This window comes from Pseudomonas syringae group sp. 247E2, from assembly GCF_032587795.1.
GTDB lineage: Bacteria > Pseudomonadota > Gammaproteobacteria > Pseudomonadales > Pseudomonadaceae > Aquipseudomonas > Aquipseudomonas amygdali.
This window is the reverse complement of sequence record NZ_JAWHPK010000001.1, coordinates 337,480-356,482: the sequence shown is the minus strand read 5'-3', so window position 1 is coordinate 356,482 and position 19,003 is coordinate 337,480. Positions and strand designations below refer to the sequence as shown.

General features: G+C 57.7%; 14 protein-coding genes and 2 pseudogenes. 2 read left to right on the top strand and 14 right to left on the bottom strand.

Features of this window, described 5'->3' with window-relative positions; all coding sequences use genetic code 11:
* Positions 1-535: 535 nt before the first annotated feature.
* The 4 genes from RYC18_RS01670 to RYC18_RS01655 all read right to left on the bottom strand — a co-directional run bounded on the left by RYC18_RS01670 (position 536) and on the right by RYC18_RS01655 (position 5,840).
* On the bottom strand, positions 536-2,143 hold the full coding sequence (locus tag RYC18_RS01670; RefSeq protein ID WP_016982259.1) for an ATP-dependent nuclease: 1,608 nt from the start codon (positions 2,141-2,143) through the stop codon (positions 536-538).
* A gap of 190 nt (positions 2,144-2,333) precedes the next feature.
* A complete protein-coding gene (locus tag RYC18_RS01665) occupies positions 2,334-3,785 on the bottom strand; it encodes an amidase (protein WP_316882417.1) in 1,452 nt (483 codons plus the stop codon).
* Positions 3,786-3,846: 61 nt separating this feature from the next.
* Complete coding sequence (locus RYC18_RS01660; RefSeq protein ID WP_005745289.1) at positions 3,847-4,779, bottom strand: transporter; 933 nt, start codon at positions 4,777-4,779, stop codon at positions 3,847-3,849.
* Between the two features lie 68 nt (positions 4,780-4,847).
* Positions 4,848-5,840, bottom strand: coding sequence for a helix-turn-helix domain-containing protein (locus RYC18_RS01655; RefSeq protein ID WP_005745291.1), 993 nt, complete (start codon positions 5,838-5,840; stop codon positions 4,848-4,850).
* Positions 5,841-6,152: 312 nt separating this feature from the next.
* Here RYC18_RS01655 and RYC18_RS01650 point away from each other — a divergent pair, with 312 nt between their 5' ends.
* Positions 6,153-7,220 (top strand): GGDEF domain-containing protein, encoded by a 1,068-nt coding sequence (locus RYC18_RS01650; RefSeq protein ID WP_316882412.1) that lies wholly within the window; start codon positions 6,153-6,155, stop codon positions 7,218-7,220.
* Positions 7,221-7,245: 25 nt separating this feature from the next.
* Here the strand turns inward: RYC18_RS01650 and RYC18_RS01645 are convergent, their stop codons facing one another.
* On the bottom strand, positions 7,246-7,680 hold the full coding sequence (locus RYC18_RS01645) for a GNAT family N-acetyltransferase (protein ID WP_044322950.1): 435 nt from the start codon (positions 7,678-7,680) through the stop codon (positions 7,246-7,248).
* A gap of 373 nt (positions 7,681-8,053) precedes the next feature.
* Here RYC18_RS01645 and katG point away from each other — a divergent pair, with 373 nt between their 5' ends.
* A complete protein-coding gene (katG, locus tag RYC18_RS01640; protein ID WP_316882408.1) occupies positions 8,054-10,324 on the top strand; it encodes a catalase/peroxidase HPI in 2,271 nt (756 codons plus the stop codon).
* Positions 10,325-10,414: 90 nt separating this feature from the next.
* On the opposite strand, the pseudogene RYC18_RS26300 reads toward katG, so the two are convergent.
* The 9 genes and pseudogenes from RYC18_RS26300 to RYC18_RS01600 all read right to left on the bottom strand — a co-directional run.
* Positions 10,415-10,681: pseudogene (locus RYC18_RS26300) on the bottom strand (methyl-accepting chemotaxis protein); the annotation flags it as partial.
* Positions 10,682-10,702: 21 nt separating this feature from the next.
* A pseudogene (locus RYC18_RS26295) lies at positions 10,703-11,422 on the bottom strand (PAS domain-containing protein); the annotation flags it as partial.
* A 387-nt stretch (positions 11,423-11,809) separates the two neighbouring features.
* Positions 11,810-12,118: a hypothetical protein gene (locus RYC18_RS01630; RefSeq protein ID WP_005733007.1), complete on the bottom strand. Its 309-nt coding sequence runs from the start codon at positions 12,116-12,118 to the stop codon at positions 11,810-11,812.
* A 156-nt stretch (positions 12,119-12,274) separates the two neighbouring features.
* Positions 12,275-13,453: a Na+/H+ antiporter NhaA gene (gene nhaA, locus RYC18_RS01625; protein WP_316882400.1), complete on the bottom strand. Its 1,179-nt coding sequence runs from the start codon at positions 13,451-13,453 to the stop codon at positions 12,275-12,277.
* A 157-nt stretch (positions 13,454-13,610) separates the two neighbouring features.
* Complete coding sequence (locus RYC18_RS01620; RefSeq protein WP_316882397.1) at positions 13,611-15,125, bottom strand: ABC transporter substrate-binding protein; 1,515 nt, start codon at positions 15,123-15,125, stop codon at positions 13,611-13,613.
* 51 nt (positions 15,126-15,176) lie between these two features.
* Complete coding sequence (locus RYC18_RS01615) at positions 15,177-16,157, bottom strand: ABC transporter ATP-binding protein (RefSeq protein WP_016982264.1); 981 nt, start codon at positions 16,155-16,157, stop codon at positions 15,177-15,179.
* A complete protein-coding gene (locus tag RYC18_RS01610) occupies positions 16,154-17,146 on the bottom strand; it encodes an ABC transporter ATP-binding protein (RefSeq protein ID WP_316882389.1) in 993 nt (330 codons plus the stop codon). The genes RYC18_RS01615 and RYC18_RS01610 overlap by 4 nt, the downstream gene beginning before the upstream one ends.
* Positions 17,143-18,006 carry an ABC transporter permease gene (locus RYC18_RS01605; RefSeq protein ID WP_044345103.1) on the bottom strand — a complete coding sequence of 288 codons (864 nt, stop codon included), beginning with the start codon at positions 18,004-18,006 and terminating at the stop codon, positions 17,143-17,145. Before RYC18_RS01605 ends, RYC18_RS01610 begins: the two co-directional genes overlap by 4 nt.
* Complete coding sequence (locus tag RYC18_RS01600; RefSeq protein ID WP_316882384.1) at positions 18,003-18,950, bottom strand: ABC transporter permease; 948 nt, start codon at positions 18,948-18,950, stop codon at positions 18,003-18,005. The genes RYC18_RS01605 and RYC18_RS01600 overlap by 4 nt, the downstream gene beginning before the upstream one ends.
* Positions 18,951-19,003 lie beyond the last annotated feature (53 nt).

The window sequence follows — 19,003 nt, the reverse complement described above, 5'->3', positions numbered from 1 at the left end:
TTATTCCAGCCCATCCTCTGAGCATCAGGACTTGCAAAGCAAATACGCCATAGCAATACCCACCGCCAAGACCGCACCTACTCCAACTACCCAGCCAACTCCAACAACCATTACCGCAACCGCTCCATGAACCCAATATTCAAAACGTCCAACTGATCCCCGATGCTGCTGTGCTCCCGATTTTTTTTCAGAACCAGCACGTTATGATGCGACCCGGCGCCAAAGTCGAAAAAGTCTATCTCTACCCCAAGCCCGTCGACTTTCGAAAATCCATCTATGGCCTTTCCGCATAGGTCGAACTGGACATAAAAGTAGCGATGTTAGACCCCGTGCTTTTTATTTTTCTTAATCGCCATCGAAACCAAGTGAACATCTTGTACTCGTAGCGCAATGGCTTCTAGCTTTGGCTCACGCATTCGATTGGCGAGGAAGTCAGCGAACAGCTCGAAATGTGCCAAGGCAGATCTGAATCATCAAACAATGCCTCCACTACCAGGAACAACGCCGATTTTGTCTATGAATGGCCCGCTGAGCGTCAAGTGTTGCAGGCGCTGATGAAGGAGCATAATTCGTCAAGCCGCTGCATCAGGTCAAGGACCTTGAGATCTACCTGATTGTGCTTCAAATAGTGGCTAGCTACGTCTACTTTGTTGCCTGTGCGCTCCGGATCTGGATTTTTTGCTTTGGATAGTTCGGCATCCACTTCATACTTCAACAGGTTTGCCCAAATCCCGCTTCCCACCGAGCGCACCATTGATGGGTGAACTTTTTTCAAGCTCAATCTGAGCGCGGTTTCATTCAGATAGTTTTCAATTTCGCGGCCTTCAGTTACCCAAGCCAACCCGTTGCCTGAATTAAACTCAGCCTGCAAACGCTGCTTGGTTTCTGTCAGCACGTCGTCCGGCCCGGCTTTGTCACTGTCAAACACAATGGCAGAGTTGCGATTCAAGCGGCGTAGTGAAATCAGGTCGTTCAACGCTGTTTCACTGGCAGTAAGATGGCTGAACAACCGCCCCCCATAGAACATGATCGAATAATGCTGGCCTTCCTTTAGAGTAGGATTTTGTGCATGCAACCAACTGTTGAGGTACATCCTGTCCGATGGGCCCTCAACCCAGATCACGCAGTTAGCCTGCAACAGATCTGCGGCTTGGTAGCCCAGACGGTCAAGTACCTCGGCAATATTAGCCTCCGCAATCTTCTGGCCCTGCGCCTGGAAGATCTTGATGTCGCGGCTAGCGGCGGCGTTGATCAGGGCAGCCGAATGGGTACTGATCACCAATTGAAGGGCCTTCTTCTCGGCAATCTGCAAAACCAGCTCGAACATGCGCCTTTGAAGTTTAGGGTGCATGTGCACTTCAGGCTCTTCGAGCAGACAGATGCTGTCATCTTGCACGTTACTGAGCCAGTGGAGTATTGCTGCACAAGCTTTCCAACCGGATGGATAACAGCTCGCCTTGACATTATTGGGCATGTCCATTAAGGATTGCCCCAAGTCGTCTCGGTTACTGAGCCAAGAGGAAGCAACGCCATTCTCTATAGCGTTGATGACGTTGCCATCCATAGGTATACGAATGGGATCGGCATAGTCCTTCCAATTAATCATTCCTGTGAGCAGTTCGGCATGAGCGTTGAGGTGCTCCAGTGCTTGGGCGTCCACGTTCAGGGATGGGCCGCCACAATTAAGATATTCGATCTTAACTCCTTCGGCTGGAGGAATTTTTCCGTCTACAGGATGCTCGGTAAATCGATTTAGTAATTTTTGAGCGATTTTCTCAAACTGTCCACCAGCAGCCCTGTAACCCATTTTGCAAATGACTTTCTGAAACGTGTCGTCCGTAGGGGAAAGAGTGAATCTATATAAGTAAGCGCGGTCATCATTTAGTTCGATACAGAACTCCGGCGTGCAGCCATACTCCGGGTTGTCCCGTGCGAGGCTAGGCAAAACATCCGGCCAGCGCAAAGACCGGATCATATCGATGACCGTTGATTTACCGGCGCCATTTTCGCCGATCAGCAGGTTGATTTTTTTGAATTCAAGCAGAGGCAGATGCTGGGCGGCCTGGGTAAAGTCAGAATAGCAATCCCGCACAGTAGCGTTGAGTTGGCGAATGGACTTGAAGCCAATGGACTTGATATGCATAAGCAGGAACCTCTCTTCCTTGAGTTAATTTGGCGTTTGTAAACACATAGTACTGGGTGTTTGGATTGCATTTCACCTGAAACACGGCGAAAGCGATGAAATACAGGGTGAGGGAGCCCTAAAGCGTCTTTTTCGCCTCCGCTTGCCTACCGACGCAACCAACCCCGCGTTGAACGGGCAGATCCCCCCCTCACCCCCCCCACCCACTAACCCCCGGCACCCGCCCCCGCCAAGGCCTCACCCGCTCCAACTGCCCTGCCAACCCCAACAACACCCCCTCCTCCCCAAACCGCCCAGCAAAATGCGCTCCCATCGGCAGCCCCGCCGTACTCCAGGACAACGGCACCGACATCGCCGGTTGGCCACTCGCATTAAACAACGCTGCAAAGGGCGAATACCGATGCGACCGCTCGATCATGTCCTCAAGACTCAGGTTCACATCTGGCACCACAAGCTCACCAATGCGCGCCGGCTCGCGTGTCAGCACTGGCGAGAGAATCACGTCGTAATCCTGCATGAATGTCGCCAGTTGGCGGCCCAGGGCGTGAATCCATTCGACGGCGGCGGCGTATTGCGCGCCGCTGACGCCGCCTTTGTCGCGCAGGATGATGCGTGTGCGGGCTTCCAGCTCGGGGTCTTGCACGTCAAAGCCACGCATGCGGCCTAACATATCGACGTGGTTGCGGGTGTTCGCGCCGATGATGGTGAAGACGTGGTCGAGGAATTCCGGCAATACCACTGGCAGGCTGACGGGTTCGATGCGGTGCCCGAGTGACTCGCACAATTGCGCGACGTCTCGCACGGCGGCCAGGCTCTCGGCGGAGGTTGGCCAGGTGCCTGATTGTTCGATGAGCGCGATGCGCAGGGTGCCGGGGTCGCGTTGGACGGCGCTGACGTAAGGCAGGCTCTGAACAGGGCCTGCGTAAGGCGCACCGAGGTCCATGCCTGCTGTGGCGTCGAGCAAGGCTGCGCTGTCGCGTACGGTCAGGGTGATGGCGTGCGCGGTGCTCAGGCCTGCCCAGCCCTCGCCGACCATCGGGCCGGAAGGCATGAGGCCGCGGCTGGGTTTGAAGCCGAATACGCCGCAGCAGGATGCAGGCACTCTCAACGAACCGCCGCCGTCGTTACCGTGGGCAAAGGGCACTACCCGTGCGGCCACGAGTGCGGCAGCCCCGCCACTTGAGCCACCGGCGCTGTGCTCGAGGCTCCACGGGTTGCGGGTCGCGCCGAAGCGTGTGGATTCGGTGGAATAGGACGTGCCGAATTCCGGTGCAGTGGTCGTCCCGGCAAGCACGCAACCGGCACGCCTCAGGCGGCTGACAACTTCGGCTTCAAAGGGGGCACGGAACTCGCCCATGGCCAGGGAGCCATTGCTCATCCGCGCGCCATTGACCGGGGTAAACAGGTCCTTGATCAGCGTCGGTACGCCCGCGAAAACGCCTTGGCTTTTTGCAGCGTCCAGTGCCGCGCTGCGCGCTGAGTCATACAGTCGCTCGGCGACGGCGTTGAGTTCCGGCTCAACGTGCTCGATGCGTTGAATCACCCCCTCCAGCAAATCGATCGGCTGAACCTCGCCGCGCCTGACCCACTCGGCCAGGCCGGTGGCGTCTTCATCGTTCAACAACGTTTGAATGTCTTTCATGGGAAGGTTCCTGATGGCCTGAATTCGAATGGAAACAAGATCGCCGAGCTTGCAACCGTTTTTAGAAACTGTGACCTACCCGTAACGCCACGGTGTAACCCTCGGTGCGGTTGCGTGCGCCGAATTCCTTGTAGATGTGAAACCACGCCGCAGGCATGCCGGGCGTAAAGTAGCTGATCGCTGGGCCGGCTGCGACCACTCGGGCGCGGTTGCCGGTGTCCAGCCCTGGCGCATCGTCATCGGAGAATTGCCGATAATAGAACCCGCCCAGCCCCAGCGTGAAAGGACCTACATGCTGGCCCACGGCAAACTCGTGACGGTATTCGACACCGTTCTTGTAGTCGGTCGCAGGGTTGCGGGTGTTGATGTCAGTCTGAAAGCTGCTGGACACTTCAAAACCGCTGTCGCTGATGTAGGTAGCGTTGACGGTGGGAGAAAACGTCCAGTGATTCAGCCCCGGCGAAATAGGACGATTCTTGTCGTAGTCGCCGGTAGGTGTCTGAATCTGCATCTGTGCGTTCACGAACAGGTTGGGGGAAAGGTCCCATTGCAGTATGAGCGGCGACACCGAAATGTCGGCCATCCTGAACGGATCCGCCTTCAGGTCCAGCGGGCCGCCAGGCGTCTGGACCCGGAACGAGGCATCCATCTGGAAGAAAGGCACCGCCACGCTGTAGCCATAGCGCGCGCCCAGTATTCTGTAATCGGTCATGCGAAAGTACGCAACGCCGATGGACAGAACGTCCAGGGAAAAATTGTTGTCCAGCGAGCGACCGTGGCGGTCTTTCTGCACATTGGTCGAATAGAACGCCACGCGCATTCCAAGCGTACCCACGGGGGTCGACGGAGGCAGGATGCCTGCACCGAAATCGTAAACACCGAAGGAGGTAGTCGGTGCTCCGTTTTCAGTTGCCTGAACCGTGGCAGCAAGGCTCATCAAGCCGAGCGTCAAGAAAGTGAAGCGTCTGATATTGGAATTATTGTTATGACTCATCGCATGCCCCTGACCACGAAGGTGGTGGGGTCATGCTATTGAGTCATGCTTTATGCCGTTATCCGATTTCAGCAAAGATGTTTGCGTTGCAAGGTCTGCGAGGGTGTTTCCCCGAACAGTGTCCGGTAGTCACTGGAAAACCGGCTCAAGTGCCAGAAACCCCAGCGCGCGGCGACCGTCTGCACGAGTTCGATCCGGCTGCTTTCGCGCAACTCGCGCCGCGCTGCGTTGAGGCGCAACGTGCGCAGAAAAGCCACCGGGTTGATGCCCAGCGTCTCCTGAAAACAGTACTGAAGTTTGCGGCGACTGGTGCCAATGTGGTTGCACACATCCAGAATCGACAGCGGTTCATCCAGATGCGCCAAGGCATAATCGCGGGCCCGATCCACCATTCTCTTGCGCGCCGTGGGATTTAGCGGCGGTGCCTGATCAGGTGCCACCAGTTCCAGCACCTGCAACATTACGGCATCCCGAATGCCACGCCGGATCGACTCGTACTCAAGCTTCTGCAGGCACGCCTGCTCTCCATTCAACAGGTTATCGAAGAGCGCAGTGAACCTCGTGCGAACCGTTGGATCGGTCAAACGGTAACACTTGGGAAGATCGGTAATTTCAAAACGGCTGCCCTGACGTTCCAGTGCGTAAGCCAGGGCACTCTCTTCAATCGCAATGCCCAGTGCATCCAATTGCAGCGGCGTACTCAATTCCGGAAGATTCTCGCCGTGCGCGACGATCATGCTCGACTCCGGAAGCGTGTGCCCGGCACAGAACGCCGGACCGTTGGCACTCAACGGCAAGGCGAAAATAATCGCCCCCTTCCAGGCTATACCACTCTTGACCAGGGCCTGATTAGAGCGGTCGCGGACCAGTTGCAGCCAGTCCGAGCGGAATTCCGTCAGCTCGCCTTCAAAGCCTCCGGGCGTTACTTGATCGTAACGAACCTGCCAGCCGCTGAGGTTGCGACCGTGCTCGTCGATGTCACAGGTTTGAAAACGCCGCAGGTGAGGTGGCGGTGCCGCGTCAATCGAAGCCTTGTTTGTCTCCACATAACGACTACTCATCGGCCTTGCCCCTTAATACGTCTCAAGGTCATTCGGCTAAGTGAAGGCAAGTTTCATTCCGGCAGCAAGGAGTTTGGGTGATTAATACAGCGAAGCTACCAAACTGCTTTCAAGCTTCATAAAAACTATACTCGCTTCAAATATAAAGCGTCCCGTTGAGTCATGGTGTAGGCCCACTCGCTGTCACAGCAAGACAAGCGGCCATCGCTCTCGAGTACTGATCACGTATACTGGCAATATATCATCACGCATCTCGACCAAGGTATGTGCCGTCGATTACGCTTCAGCTGGCATAAGTATGGAAAACAGCACATGCCACAAAGAAGAAACCTGAAAGACTCTATTTTCATACCCTTGAAGCTGTCTCAGCTGATCGGCCTTTTCAGTTGGATTATCAGCTGGTGTGTGAATCCGTCTATTGAGCAATCACTGGATATATTTATTTATTGCGCTCTGGCGGGGGCGACGCTGTCAATCATTGTCACTTCCAACAGCAGAAGCATGACGACGTGGCGCCTGTTCGGCATTATCTACATGACCTCACTTACCGTTCTGTTCAAGGTACAGATCGAACGCATGGGCGTAGAGGCGTCGATGTGGGGATTGGTTGTCACTTCCCTGCTCATCACGGGAATGAGCGTATTCTTCGTCAAGTTTATTGACTACGTCGCTGCGGCTGCTCTGATCTGGTTGATCATGTGGCAAACGGACCTTACGGCGGTCGGCGTCGACCATGCGCCTTTGTTTTATGTTTTCCTGATCAGCTCGACCTTGTTGGGCGGCTCCCTGAATGCAACCTTCCTGAGCCTGGTCATGCAGACCATGGCGGCGAGTGATCGCTACCGGAAGCTGTCCGAAACCGACACGCTGACGAACGCCCCAAATCGCCGCGCACTGGTCGCCAGCCTGGATAACGCACTGAGGTCAGATGATAAGTCCTCGCTGTGGTTCGCAATGCTTGATCTGGATAACTTTAAAAGCATCAACGACAACCATGGCCACGACGTGGGTGACAATGTCCTTATATGTTTCGCAACACTCATAAAAAACACAACGGGGCTGGTCAGCTTTGGTCGCCTGGGGGGAGAAGAGTTTGGCGTGATGTTATCCGCAGCAAACGCAGCAGACGCCATAGCGGCAATGGATCATTTATTGATGCACGCCCAAAAAGACCAAACAGCGAAAATGCCCTATTCATTCAGTGCAGGTATTGCGAGTTTGGCTCGGGCAAAAAACGTCAATGACCTGTTGAAAGAAGCCGATGAAAATTTGTATCTCGCCAAACGGAGCGGCAGACAATGTATTGCCTTTGAAGGCAAGATAGTTTCCGCGACCGCTGGAAGTGTGGAAAAGCAGAACCAAGGGGGTGAAATCGGTTAATACCCATGCATAGCGCTCGGTCCTCTCAAGCATTCTCGCCGCCCTGCCGAACCATCGAATAGCGGTCAATATCTTCTCGCAATGTCCACCCCTGCCCCGACCAATATCGGCCAGCCGCCTCGTTAACCTTCAGCACATCCAGATGACACTTATAAATTCCCAGCGCTTCCAGACACTGAAGGCAGCGCTCGACCAACTCGTGAGCTATCCCCTGTCGACGATACTCCGGCAGCACAATCAAATGGTGTAGATAACCCCGGCGGCCGTCATGCCCACACATGACACAGCCGCACACAGCCCCCTCCGCCTCGGCGACGAAGCTCATATCGGGGTTTCTGTCGAGGTAGCGTGCTGTCGATTCACGCGAATCGGCATCGCGCAGAGAGATGCCCGGTGTGTTGCGCATCAGTTCGATGACCGATTCGTAATCCTTGATTGTCATGCTGCGAATCGTGATCACTGGCTATGCCCGGCCTGTTATTCCAATGGCGGAGCAGATTAACAGGGCATTTTGCTGATCAGATGACAGCGCTGCCAGAGTTTGCCTATCAACCCATAACGTTCTTTCTATTAGAAATATCCACAAAGAAGGCTAATCTGCAAGAGCATCGGCGAAGGCCGTGCGGTTTTACCCTGATAAGGAGATAAGAATGAGCTCAAGTTTTCTGTGCACGTTGTGGTCTCGTATCGCAGCAATCCAATGATCGCTACTGGCCTGATCGTTGATCGAGCGGCCGGTACGAACCCAGTGCTATGGAGTTCCGTCATCACTGTCTGAAGCCCCGCGAGTGGGCTGGATGGCCGGATGCAAATGACAAAAAGGTGTATCAAGCATGTCAACTGAATCGAAATGCCCCTTCAACCACGCTGCTGGCGGCGGCACCACCAACCGTGACTGGTGGCCCAAGCAGCTGAATCTGAAGATTCTGCATCAGCATTCCTCACTCTCCGACCCGATGGGCGAGAGCTTTGATTATGCCAAGGAGTTCAAGAGCCTTGACTTCGAAGCGGTCAAACAAGACCTGCGCGACGTCATGACCCGGTCGCAGGACTGGTGGCCGGCCGACTTTGGCCATTATGGTCCGCTATTCGTTCGCATGGCCTGGCACAGCGCCGGTACTTACCGTACAGGCGATGGCCGTGGCGGAGCAGGTGCTGGCCAGCAACGTTTTGCGCCGCTCAACAGCTGGCCTGACAACGTCAGCCTGGACAAGGCACGTCGCCTGATCTGGCCAGTCAAGCAGAAGTATGGCCGCAAGATCTCCTGGGCCGACCTGATTGTGCTTACCGGCAACGTCGCGCTGGAGTCGATGGGCTTCAAGACGTTCGGTTTTTCCGGTGGTCGCCCGGATGTCTGGGAACCGGAAGAGGATGTGTACTGGGGCTCCGAGACCACCTGGCTGGGTGGCGAAGAACGCTACGGCGCACAGAAGAAAATGCAGCAGCCGGGCGACGGCACGCTGGTCGCCGAGCCGGAGAATCACGCTAACGAAGAAAGCCGCACCGCGAGCGGTGAGCGCAATCTGGAAAACCCGCTTGCCGCTGTGCAGATGGGCTTGATCTACGTGAACCCGGAAGGGCCTGAAGGTGTGCCGGACCCGGTCGCTTCGGCGAAGGATATCCGTGAAACCTTCGGTCGCATGGCGATGAACGATGAAGAAACCGTAGCACTGATCGCCGGTGGTCACGCCTTCGGCAAGACTCATGGCGCAGGCCCTGCCGACAACGTCGGTCCAGAGCCGGAGGCAGCCGGTCTTGAAGAGCAGGGGCTTGGCTGGAGAAACAAATTCGGCAGCGGCAAGGGTGGCGACACCATCACCAGCGGCCTGGAAGTAACCTGGACTTCGACTCCGACCAAATGGAGCAACGAGTACCTGGAAAACCTCTTTGGCTTCGAGTGGGAGCTGACCAAGAGCCCGGCAGGCGCGCATCAGTGGACGCCGAAGAACGGCGCAGGCGCGGGCAAGATTCCGGATGCCCACGATCCATCCAAACGTCATGCGCCAAGTATGCTGACCTCTGACCTGGCGCTGCGCTTCGATCCAGCTTACGAGCAGATCTCCCGTCGCTTCCTGAACAACCCTGAGCAACTGGCCGACGCGTTCGCCCGCGCCTGGTTCAAGCTGACTCACCGTGACATGGGCCCGCTCGCGCGCTACCTCGGCCCGGAAACACCGGCCGAAGAGCTGCTGTGGCAAGACCCTATTCCGAATGTTGATCATGCGTTGGTGGATGATCAGGATGTTGCCGCGCTCAAAGGCAAGATTCTGGCTTCGGGGCTTTCTGTCTCGCAGCTGGTTTCAACCGCATGGGCAGCCGCTTCTACTTTCCGTGGCTCTGACAAGCGCGGCGGTGCCAATGGCGGTCGTCTGCGTCTTGCTCCGCAAAAGGACTGGGCGGTTAACCAGCCTGCACAACTGGCGGGCGTACTGAAGACGCTTGAGGGGATTCAGAGCGAGTTCAATGCCGCTCAGTCGAGTGGCAAGCAGGTTTCCATTGCTGACCTGATCGTCCTGGCCGGTAGTGCAGGCGTCGAGCAGGCTGCGAAGAACGCTGGTCATCACGTCACGGTGCCGTTCACACCAGGCCGTGCCGATGCATCGCAGGAGCAGACGGATGTCGAGTCGTTCAGCTTCCTTGAGCCGATCGCCGATGGCTTCCGCAACTATCAGAAGGCGCACTACAAGGTCTCGGCAGAATCGCTGCTGGTCGACAAGGCGCAACTGCTGACCCTCACTGCACCGGAAATGGCTGTGCTGTTGGGCGGCCTGCGGGTCTTGAATATTAACGTCGGACAGAGCAAGCACGGCGTCTTCACCGACAAGCCGGAAACCCTGAGCAACGACTTCTTCAAGAACCTGCTGGACATGGGCGTTGAGTGGAGAGCGACTTCAGGTGGCAACGACACCTTTGAAGCACGTGACCGCAAAACCGGCGCAGTCAAATGGACCGGCACCCGTGTCGATCTGGTATTTGGCTCCCATGCTCAACTGCGTGCGATTTCCGAGGTGTACGGCAGTTCGGACGCTAACGAGAAGTTCGTCAAAGACTTCGTGGCCGCATGGACCAAGGTGATGAACCTGGACCGCTTCGACCTGGCTTGATGTGTTTGATGTGCTGAGCTGAAAAAACGCCTCCCTTGCGGAGGCGTTTTTTTTACGGCTATCAAAAAGCGAAGGCTGGTTTTATCAGCGACTCATCATGCTTGCCGCCTGCTCCGTCGCTTCAGTCGTTCGAGTCGCCAGCTTGCGCACTTCGTCAGCTACCACCGCAAAGCCCCGCCCAGCTTCCCCGGCGCGTGCAGCCTCAATCGCGGCATTGAGCGCCAGAAGGTTGGTTTGGCTGGCAATGCTCTGGATAGTGCCGACTATCTGGGTCAGTTGAGTGATGTTCTCTTCCAGGTTTTTCTGATGCTGTGCTTCGGTGTCGCGAAGAGCATCCTGCTCATGCTTCAAATGCACATCCACCAACGCACCGACCACCCTCAGCGGAACACCTTCGGGATTGCGACGAGTCTGGCCGCGTGCACGGAACCAGCGGTACTCGCCGGTTTTCATCTTCAGGCGGTACTCGATATCGAACGGCGTCTTGCCAGTCCGGTCATTCAAATGCGCACCGAATGCCGTCAGACTGCGCTCCTTGTCGTCAGGGTGCAGCCGTGATGCCCAGCTATCCAGTACGTCAGGAAACTCTTCGACTGTTTCGAAACCCAAAAGCCGCCTGAACTGTGGAGACCACCAGAACGGGTTTCTCGCATTGACCGGGTCGCCAGCAATGACCTCCATGTCCCAGAGCCCGTCGGAGAGCATCTCCCGGGCCAGTTCGAATCGGGTAATGATCACATCGTGTTCCAGATCACGTTCAAGCTCATCGTGAATATCACGAAGCGAGCCGGCGACACGCAGCGGCGTTCCGCGTGCGTCTCTTAACGTTTCGCCTTGGGCATAGAACCAGCGATAAGTGCCGTTCTTCATCGCCAGACGATTCTTGACCCGGTACGGCGTGTTACCCGAGCGATCATTCAGATGCTTGGCAAATGCGTCGAGCGTGGCTTGTTTATCCTGCGGATGAAGCCGGTCTGCCCAGCTCGCCAGTACGTTAGGGAAGTCTCGCTCGTCGTTAAAACCGAGAAGCGTGCGAAGTTGCTGCGACCACCAGAATCGATTGTTCGGGTTGACCGGATCGCCTGCTACGACCTCCATATCCCAAAGGCCCTCGCTCGACGCACGGTTGACCAGATCAAAGCGGGTCTCATAAGCGGCGGCCGAGGCAGAGGCTTCACCCAGAAGGTGGCGGGCGGTTTCCAGTTCCTGCTCAAGATCGGCGATACGTTGCTCGTCAAGACGACGCTGGGTACTCAGCGAACTCCAGCACTCAAGTACGCTGCTCTCTTCAGCGCAGCCTCTTACCACCGGCTCGCCAGCCCCCTTGAGAGAGGAAATAAGTTGTTGAAGGGCTTTTCTGTCACGACGTGGTCGGAATAAGTGAAACATACACAGGGCTCTCAAAATAAAGTCAGATTTGCCGAGTCCCTGGCATGTCACTTCTTTATCGACATGCCGTGCGGTTTCTGAATCGTCAGATTGCGATCAGGTAATGGTCACTTGTTCCAGAATCAACTTCACGGCTTGCTGATCGGTTTGCGCCCCAGCCATCAACTCCGCTACCCAGCCGCAACCGGACTTCTCCAGATGAACTCGCCAATCACCGGGCCAGTTCTCAAGCCCGGCCAGGTTCAGAAATATGCAGCCACCCCGCTCAGCATGCCCGCCGGTAATTGACTGTTCAAAACAGAACGGTTTATCGGCTCCGGATGTGTCGACACTGAATAGGTACACATCGTGTTTCGGGTCCTCAAGCGAAGGCGCGCAATTGCGCTGACTGATCAGCTTCAACATTTCTCAATCTACTCCTGGCTATATGATTGACTGTGACGTCCATTACTTCGGGAATGCAGTTCGCGACGGTTTACGTCGCGAAGAGGACGCAGAGCGTCCAGACCGGCATGCCGACGCGGAGCGTCGCACGATAGTTGAGATTATCGTCCCCTACGCTCACCCCCTCGCTCCAAACCTGCGCAACACCACAACCCCAAGCAACGCCGATAACACCGACCCGATCAGTACGCCCACCTTGACCTCATCCACCAGCTCCGGTGCGCCCGGGAAGGCCAGTGCGCCAATGAACAGGCTCATGGTGAAACCAATACCGCACAGCGCCGCAACGCCATAAAGCTGGCCCCAGTTGCTGCCGTCCGGCAAGCGGGCCAGGCCGGCGCGGATGGCCAGTGCAGCGAGGGCGAAGATGCCGACCTGTTTGCCGATCAGCAGCCCCAGCGCGACGCCCAACGGAACTGGGTCCAGCAGTTTGTCGACAGTGATGCCTGACAGTGAAACGCCGGCATTGGCGAATCCAAAGACCGGTACGACGGCAAAGGCGACCCACGGGTGCAGTTTTTCTTCCAGATGCAGCAGCGGCGAGCTGGCTTCTTCATCGGGTTTGCCGAGCGGAATGCACAGTGCCAGCGCTACGCCCGCCAAGGTGGCGTGAATACCGGACTGGAGCATGAAGAACCACAACAGCGCGCCGACAATCAGGTAAGGCAGCAGCTTTTTAACGCCCAAGCGGTTCAGCGCGACGAGCACGGCGATGGAGCCAAGTGCGGCCAGCAGCATGGGAATGGACAGATCGCTGGTGTAGAACAGCGCGATGATCAGCACAGCGCCGAGGTCATCGAGAATTGCCAGTGCCGACAGGAATATCTTCAGCGACAACGGCACACGCTTGCCCAGTAATGACAGCACGCCCAGGGCGAATGCGATGTCGGTCGCTGCCGGAATGGCCCAGCCGCCAATGGTGTCTGGCTGCCCCCAATTGAATGCCACGTAGATCAACGCCGGAACCACCATGCCGCCCAGCGCCGCGAAGCCCGGCAAGGCGCGCTGGCTCCAGGACGCCAGCTGGCCGGCCAGCATTTCGCGCTTGATCTCCAGGCCCACCAGCATGAAGAAGATTGCCATCAGGCCATCGTTGATCCAGTGCGCTACCGACATCCCGGCGAGCACGGTATGCAGCGCTGCAAAGTAGCTGTCGGCCAGCGGCGAGTTGGCGACGATCAGGGCTGCAAGCGCAGCCGCCATCAGGATCAGACCGCCAGCGGCCTCAGCGGCGAAAAAGCGCTTGATGAACGCCAGCGCGCTCGGGGTTTCGGTACGGGGGGTGGGGTTGTGCATGCAGGGCTCCGCAGGGTACAGCGCAAAAAGGCCGCAACCTTACCACTCGCAGAGCCTGCCACAGCGCAGGTAAACCTGAGGATACAAATTAACGCGCATGCCCATCATAGCTTGAGGAATCAGGGCTTCTGTCTGCCAGACAACAGCCCTGCCCGCTTCACTTCTTGACGGTTTCTTCAAGCGTGAACCGGCCCAACGGGTTCTGGCCGAAGTGCTCGATGTTCTTGCGTGAAACACTGATGTAAGGGCTGTAGTACAGGTCGATCCAGTTGACGTCGGCTTTGGCCATTTTCTGCAGATCGATGTACATCTGCTCGCGCTTCTTGGGGTCCATTTCAACCCGTGCAGCAGCAACCAGCTCCTTGACCTTCTCGTTCTTGTAACGGGTCATGTAGTTATTGTTGGTGTCATGGCCAAGCACGAAGGTGGTTTTCTGATCCGGGTCGAGGATGTCGTTGGTCCAGTACATCACGGAGATGTCGTAGTCACCGGCAATCAGCATGTCCCAGCTCTGGCTCGGGTCGACTTTCTGTAGCGTGGTGGTTACGCCAACCTTGGCCAGCTGCTGTTGCAGCATGACCGCAATTTGCTCGTCGACTTCGTTGCCAGCATTGACCACATAGTTGAGCTTCAGGTCTGACGCACCGGCATCCGCCAGCATCTGTTTGGCCTTGACCGGGTCATACGGGCGTTGCAGGTTATCGGCGTAGTGATACAGCGCGCCCTTGGGAATGTAGGAATTGGCTACTGTGCCCAGCCCGAAGGTGGCGGCTTCGACCAGCGATTTCTTGTCGATAGCCATGTCCAGTGCCTGGCGTACCTCAGGCTTGACCAACGCGCCGTGCTCATGGTTGAGCAACAAATGATCTTCACGGGTGGACGGGTCCAAGTGAACCACCAGATCAGGGTTCTTCTTCAGGTTTTCGACACGGGAGAACGGCACATAGATCGCTGCATCCAGTTCGCCCTTCTGGACCATCAGCATACGGGTGTTGTCATCCGGCACCGAGATCCACTCGACACCATCCAGGCTGACGCTCGGCGCTTCCCAGAAGTCGGGGTTTTTCGCCAGGATCACCCGATCACCGCGCCGCCATTCTTTCACTGTGAAGGCTCCCGAACCGACAGGTTTTTCGGCGTAAGCCTCTTCGCCCAGGGTCTTCATGGCCTTCTCGGAGAGAATCGACACGTTGGGCAGCGCCAGTTGCGAGAGGAACGAGGCCGATGGATTCTTCAGGGTGATGACCAGCGTACGCGGATCTGTTGCGACGGCTTTGTCGATAATCTTGTAGGAATCGCTCCACAGTGAGCCCTTGTCGTCGCGAATTCGCAGCAGGCTGAATACAGCGTCGCTGGCGGTCAGCTCCGAGCCATCAGAGAATTTGGCCGGGCGTATCTTGAGTGTATAGGTCAGCCCGTCGGGGGAAATCGACCAGCTTTCGGCCAGTCCTGGCACCAGCTTTGTGCCCTTGTCGTCAACCCGGATCAGCACATCGTAGACGTTGGAAAATACCCAGTTGTCGATGTTTTGCGCGCTTTTGATCGGGTCGAAGGTGGTGCCGTCCTCACGACGGCCGATGGTCAGCACGCCCGCGGCTTCCGCCACTCCCGCTGCCAGGGAACAGGCCGCCAGCATGGCGACGGTCAGCATTTTCATTGGTCGAGCTTTCATACAAATGAACTCCTTGCCGGTGTCGGGACAGATGTTTGTTGTAGGTCTGGATCAAAAAACGGGTTCATCAAGTACACAGTCGTAGCGCTGCTCGCCGACATGCCGGGTGGGTGGCGCGACGCTGGAACAGGTCGGTCTGGCGAACCGGCAACGCGGATGAAAGGCGCAGCCAGCGGGCAAACTCAGGGGGCTGGGTGGCTCGCCCTGCAAGGGTTCACCGGGCAGCGGACGATCCGGATCAATCTCCGGAATAGCCTGGATCAGCGCCGCGGTATAGGGATGACGCGGCTTGAGAAAGACCTCTTCGACCGGGCCCTCTTCAACGATTTTGCCCAGGTACATCACCGCCACCCGGTCACACAGGCGGCGCACGATGGCGAGATCGTGGGCAATGAACAGAATTGCCAGGTTCATGCGCTGGCGTAGTTCCAGCAGCAGGTTGATGATCTGCCCCTGAATCGACACGTCCAGCGCCGCCACGCACTCGTCGGCGATGATCAGCCGCGGCTCGATGGCCAGTGCGCGGGCAATGCCGACACGCTGACATTGCCCGCCGCTCAAGGCACCCGGTTTGCGTTCGGCAAATTCGGGTCGCAGACCGACCATGTCGAGCAACTCGATGACCCGCGCCGGAATCTCGGATGCGCTGACCTTGCGTTGCACTTTCAGCACCTCGGCCAGCGTGGCACCGACAGTCATGCGCGGGTTGAGCGAGGAGGACGGGTCCTGAAAGATCATTGCTGTTTCACTGCGCAAACGCTGCAGACTGATACCGCTGCCCTGGGCCATGTCGACATTATCGAAGACGATCTGCCCGGAAGTAATGTCGTTCAGACGCAGAATGGCGCGCCCCAGCGTGCTCTTGCCGCTGCCAGACTCGCCCACCAGGCCCAGCGTTTCACCCGCACAAATGCTCAGCGACACACCGTTGACGGCATGCACCCAACGCTTGTTAAGACCCATGAAACCTGATCCGGGGGCCGGGAAGCGCACCACCAGATCGTTGACGTTCAACAGCCTGTAGCCGCTCATGATACGGCCCCTCGGGAATCTGCCAGCGGATAGTGACAGGCCGCTTCATGGGCAACCCCCATCGACCGCATCAGGGGTAGTGTCTCGACGCAGCCTGCGCCCGCATGACCGCAGCGCGCATGAAAACGGCAGCCAGCGGGCAGCGCATCGAGCAATGGCGGCTGTCCGGGAATGGTGCGCAGCAGGCCACTGCCCGTGCTGCTGGCGGGCTGGCAGTCGATCAGGCCGCGGGTGTAAGGATGACGGGCGCGGGCCAGCACGTCGCGCTTGCTGCCGTGTTCACACAAGCGACCGGCGTACATCACCGCGATGGAGTCGCAGGTTTGCGCTACAACGCCCAGGTCGTGGGTAATCATGATCAACGACAGCCCGTGACGGTCACGCAGGTCCAGTAACAGCCGCAGGATTTGCGCCTGCACCGTCACGTCCAGCGCGGTGGTCGGTTCGTCGGCGATCAGCACCTGCGGCCCGCAGCCCAGCGCCACGGCAATCATGGCGCGCTGGCGCATGCCGCCGGAAAACTCATGGGGAAAGTTATCCACACGCGAAGCCGGGTCGGGAATGCCGACCTGACGCAGCAGATCAATCGCCTGCGCCCGTGCCTCACGTTTCGAAGCGCCTTGGTGCAGACGAAAGCCTTCGGCAATCTGCTCGCCGATACGCATCAGCGGGTCCAGATGACTGCTGGGGTTCTGGAAGATCATGCCGATCCGCCGCCCGCGCATGGCACGCATGCCGGCTGCATCCAGCGTTAACAGGTCGACATCATTGAGCAGCACCGAACCACCGCGCACGTGCAGGTCCGGCGATGGCATCAGTTGCATCAATGCCCGGCAAGCCATGGTCTTGCCAGATCCACTTTCGCCGACCAGCCCGAGAATCTCGCCCTGCTGCAGATCGAACGACAACCGGTCGACCAGCGTTACCTCGCGCCCCCGACTGTTCGCAATCACGCTCATCTCGCTGACTTTCAGCACTGGCGTACTCATTGCCGCTCTCCGAGGGTTTCGGCAACGCCGTCCGCCAGCAGGCTGAAACCCATGGCCAGCGTCACGATGGCCAGCCCCGGAAAGGTGCAGATCCACCACGCAGACGTCAGAAACGCCTGCCCCTCGGCGACCATCGTGCCCCACTCGGCCAACGGCGGTTGCACGCCCAGGCCCAGGTAGCTGACCGACGCGCCACTGAGCAACACCAGCACCGCATCGGACATGGAAAACACAATCGAGCCGAACATCGCATTGGGCAGCAGATGGCGAAACAGAATACGCAGGTGACCAAAGCCCAGGCTCTTGGCCGCCAGGGCGAAATCGCTTTCCTTGAGGACCAGAATCTGTGAACGGATCAGCCGCGCGTAAGACACCCAGCCCACCAGCGCCATGGCGATGTAGAAACTGCTCAGGCCAGGGCCGAGAATCGCAATGATCGCCAGCATCAGCACCAGAAACGGAAAGGCCAGAACGATGTCGATCACGCGCATGCACAGGTTGTCGAAGCGACCGCCTATATAGCCCGACAATGCGCCGACAAACGTGCCGATGATGAACGGGAAAACCACCCCGAGCACACAGATCTGCAGGTCGATGCGTGCCGCCCAGATGACTCTGGACAGAATGTCGCGACCAAAATTGTCGGTGCCGAACGGATGTGCGAGGTGCGGTGCAAGCATGCGCAGTTCGGTGTTCTGGTAAATCGGGTCATAAGGTGCCAGCCACGGCGCGAAGAGTGCCAGCAGCAGCCACACGCCAAGCAATGAGGCACCCAGCAGCATCGCCAGTCGGCCGTTGCGCAAGCGCAGGCGAAGCCGCGAACGCCAGTGTGGGCGCAGAGGGGCGTGGGCGATGGTCATTTGATGTTCACCCGCGGGTCTATCGCGACAGTGGCCACATCAGCGAGAAAGTTGACGATTACCGTGGCACAGGCGAGCACCATGGCTACCCCCTGCACCACCATGTAATCGCGACTGAAGATGCCGCGCACCAGCAGCTGGCCGATGCCGGGGATGGCAAACAGGCTTTCGATAACGACAGTGCCGCTGATCAGCCAGCCGATGTTCACTGCCAGCAGGTTGATTGACGGCACCAGCGAGTTGGGCAGTACGTGACGACGAAACACTGCGCCTTCACTGACGCCACGTGCCCGCGCCGCAGTGACATGATCAGCCTGCAGCTCCATGAGCATGCTGGCGCGCAGGTTGCGAATCAGCACCGCGGACAGAGCCAGGGCAATGGTCAGGCATGGCAGCACCATGTGGTGGGCCTTGTCCAGCCAGTCACTGCCGTAACCTGACACCGGAAACCAGCCAAGCTGCACACTGAACAGCAGAATCAGCATGATGCCCAGCCAGAATGCCGGCATGCCCAACCCCGTGGTGGTGAAGACACGAATCAGGTTATCGCCCCAACTGCCCTTGTTGCGTGCAGCGACCGTGGCCAAAGACACGGCGATCAACAGAGCCAGCAGCACGCTGCCACACACCAGAAATACGGTAGGCTCCAGCCGGGTAACGATCAGTTTGAGCACATCGATCTTGTACAGCAGCGATTTACCCATATCGCCCTGCAAGAGGTTTTTCATGAAGTACACATACTGCGTCCACAAGGGTTCATCCAGCCCGTACTGGGCGCGGATGTTGGCCAGTGCCTGCGGTGTGGAACGGGCGCCCAGCAGGATGCGCGCCGGGTCACCGGGGATCGAGCGCACCAGAATGAAGGTCACCAGACTGATGCCGAACAGCACCGGCAGCAACTGCAACGGACGCTGGAGAATAAAACGATAACGACCCAGATTCATCAGACGCCCCGATGCTGTGACAGAGAATTCAGCAGGACCGGAAAGTACGCCGC

Bases quoted from the DNA above. Each gene is read 5' to 3' on its own strand.
- RYC18_RS01670 (WP_016982259.1), bottom strand. From the start codon at position 2,143: ATGCATATCAAGTCCATTGGCTTCAAGTCCATTCGCCAACTCAACGCT.
- RYC18_RS01665 (WP_316882417.1), bottom strand. From the start codon at position 3,785: ATGAAAGACATTCAAACGTTGTTGAACGATGAAGACGCCACCGGCCTG.
- RYC18_RS01660 (WP_005745289.1), bottom strand. From the start codon at position 4,779: ATGAGTCATAACAATAATTCCAATATCAGACGCTTCACTTTCTTGACG.
- RYC18_RS01655 (WP_005745291.1), bottom strand. From the start codon at position 5,840: ATGAGTAGTCGTTATGTGGAGACAAACAAGGCTTCGATTGACGCGGCA.
- RYC18_RS01650 (WP_316882412.1), top strand. From the start codon at position 6,153: ATGCCACAAAGAAGAAACCTGAAAGACTCTATTTTCATACCCTTGAAG.
- katG (WP_316882408.1), top strand. From the start codon at position 8,054: ATGTCAACTGAATCGAAATGCCCCTTCAACCACGCTGCTGGCGGCGGC.
- RYC18_RS01630 (WP_005733007.1), bottom strand. From the start codon at position 12,118: ATGTTGAAGCTGATCAGTCAGCGCAATTGCGCGCCTTCGCTTGAGGAC.
- nhaA (WP_316882400.1), bottom strand. From the start codon at position 13,453: ATGCACAACCCCACCCCCCGTACCGAAACCCCGAGCGCGCTGGCGTTC.
- RYC18_RS01620 (WP_316882397.1), bottom strand. From the start codon at position 15,125: ATGAAAGCTCGACCAATGAAAATGCTGACCGTCGCCATGCTGGCGGCC.
- RYC18_RS01615 (WP_016982264.1), bottom strand. From the start codon at position 16,157: ATGAGCGGCTACAGGCTGTTGAACGTCAACGATCTGGTGGTGCGCTTC.
- RYC18_RS01610 (WP_316882389.1), bottom strand. From the start codon at position 17,146: ATGAGTACGCCAGTGCTGAAAGTCAGCGAGATGAGCGTGATTGCGAAC.
- RYC18_RS01605 (WP_044345103.1), bottom strand. From the start codon at position 18,006: ATGACCATCGCCCACGCCCCTCTGCGCCCACACTGGCGTTCGCGGCTT.
- RYC18_RS01600 (WP_316882384.1), bottom strand. From the start codon at position 18,950: ATGAATCTGGGTCGTTATCGTTTTATTCTCCAGCGTCCGTTGCAGTTG.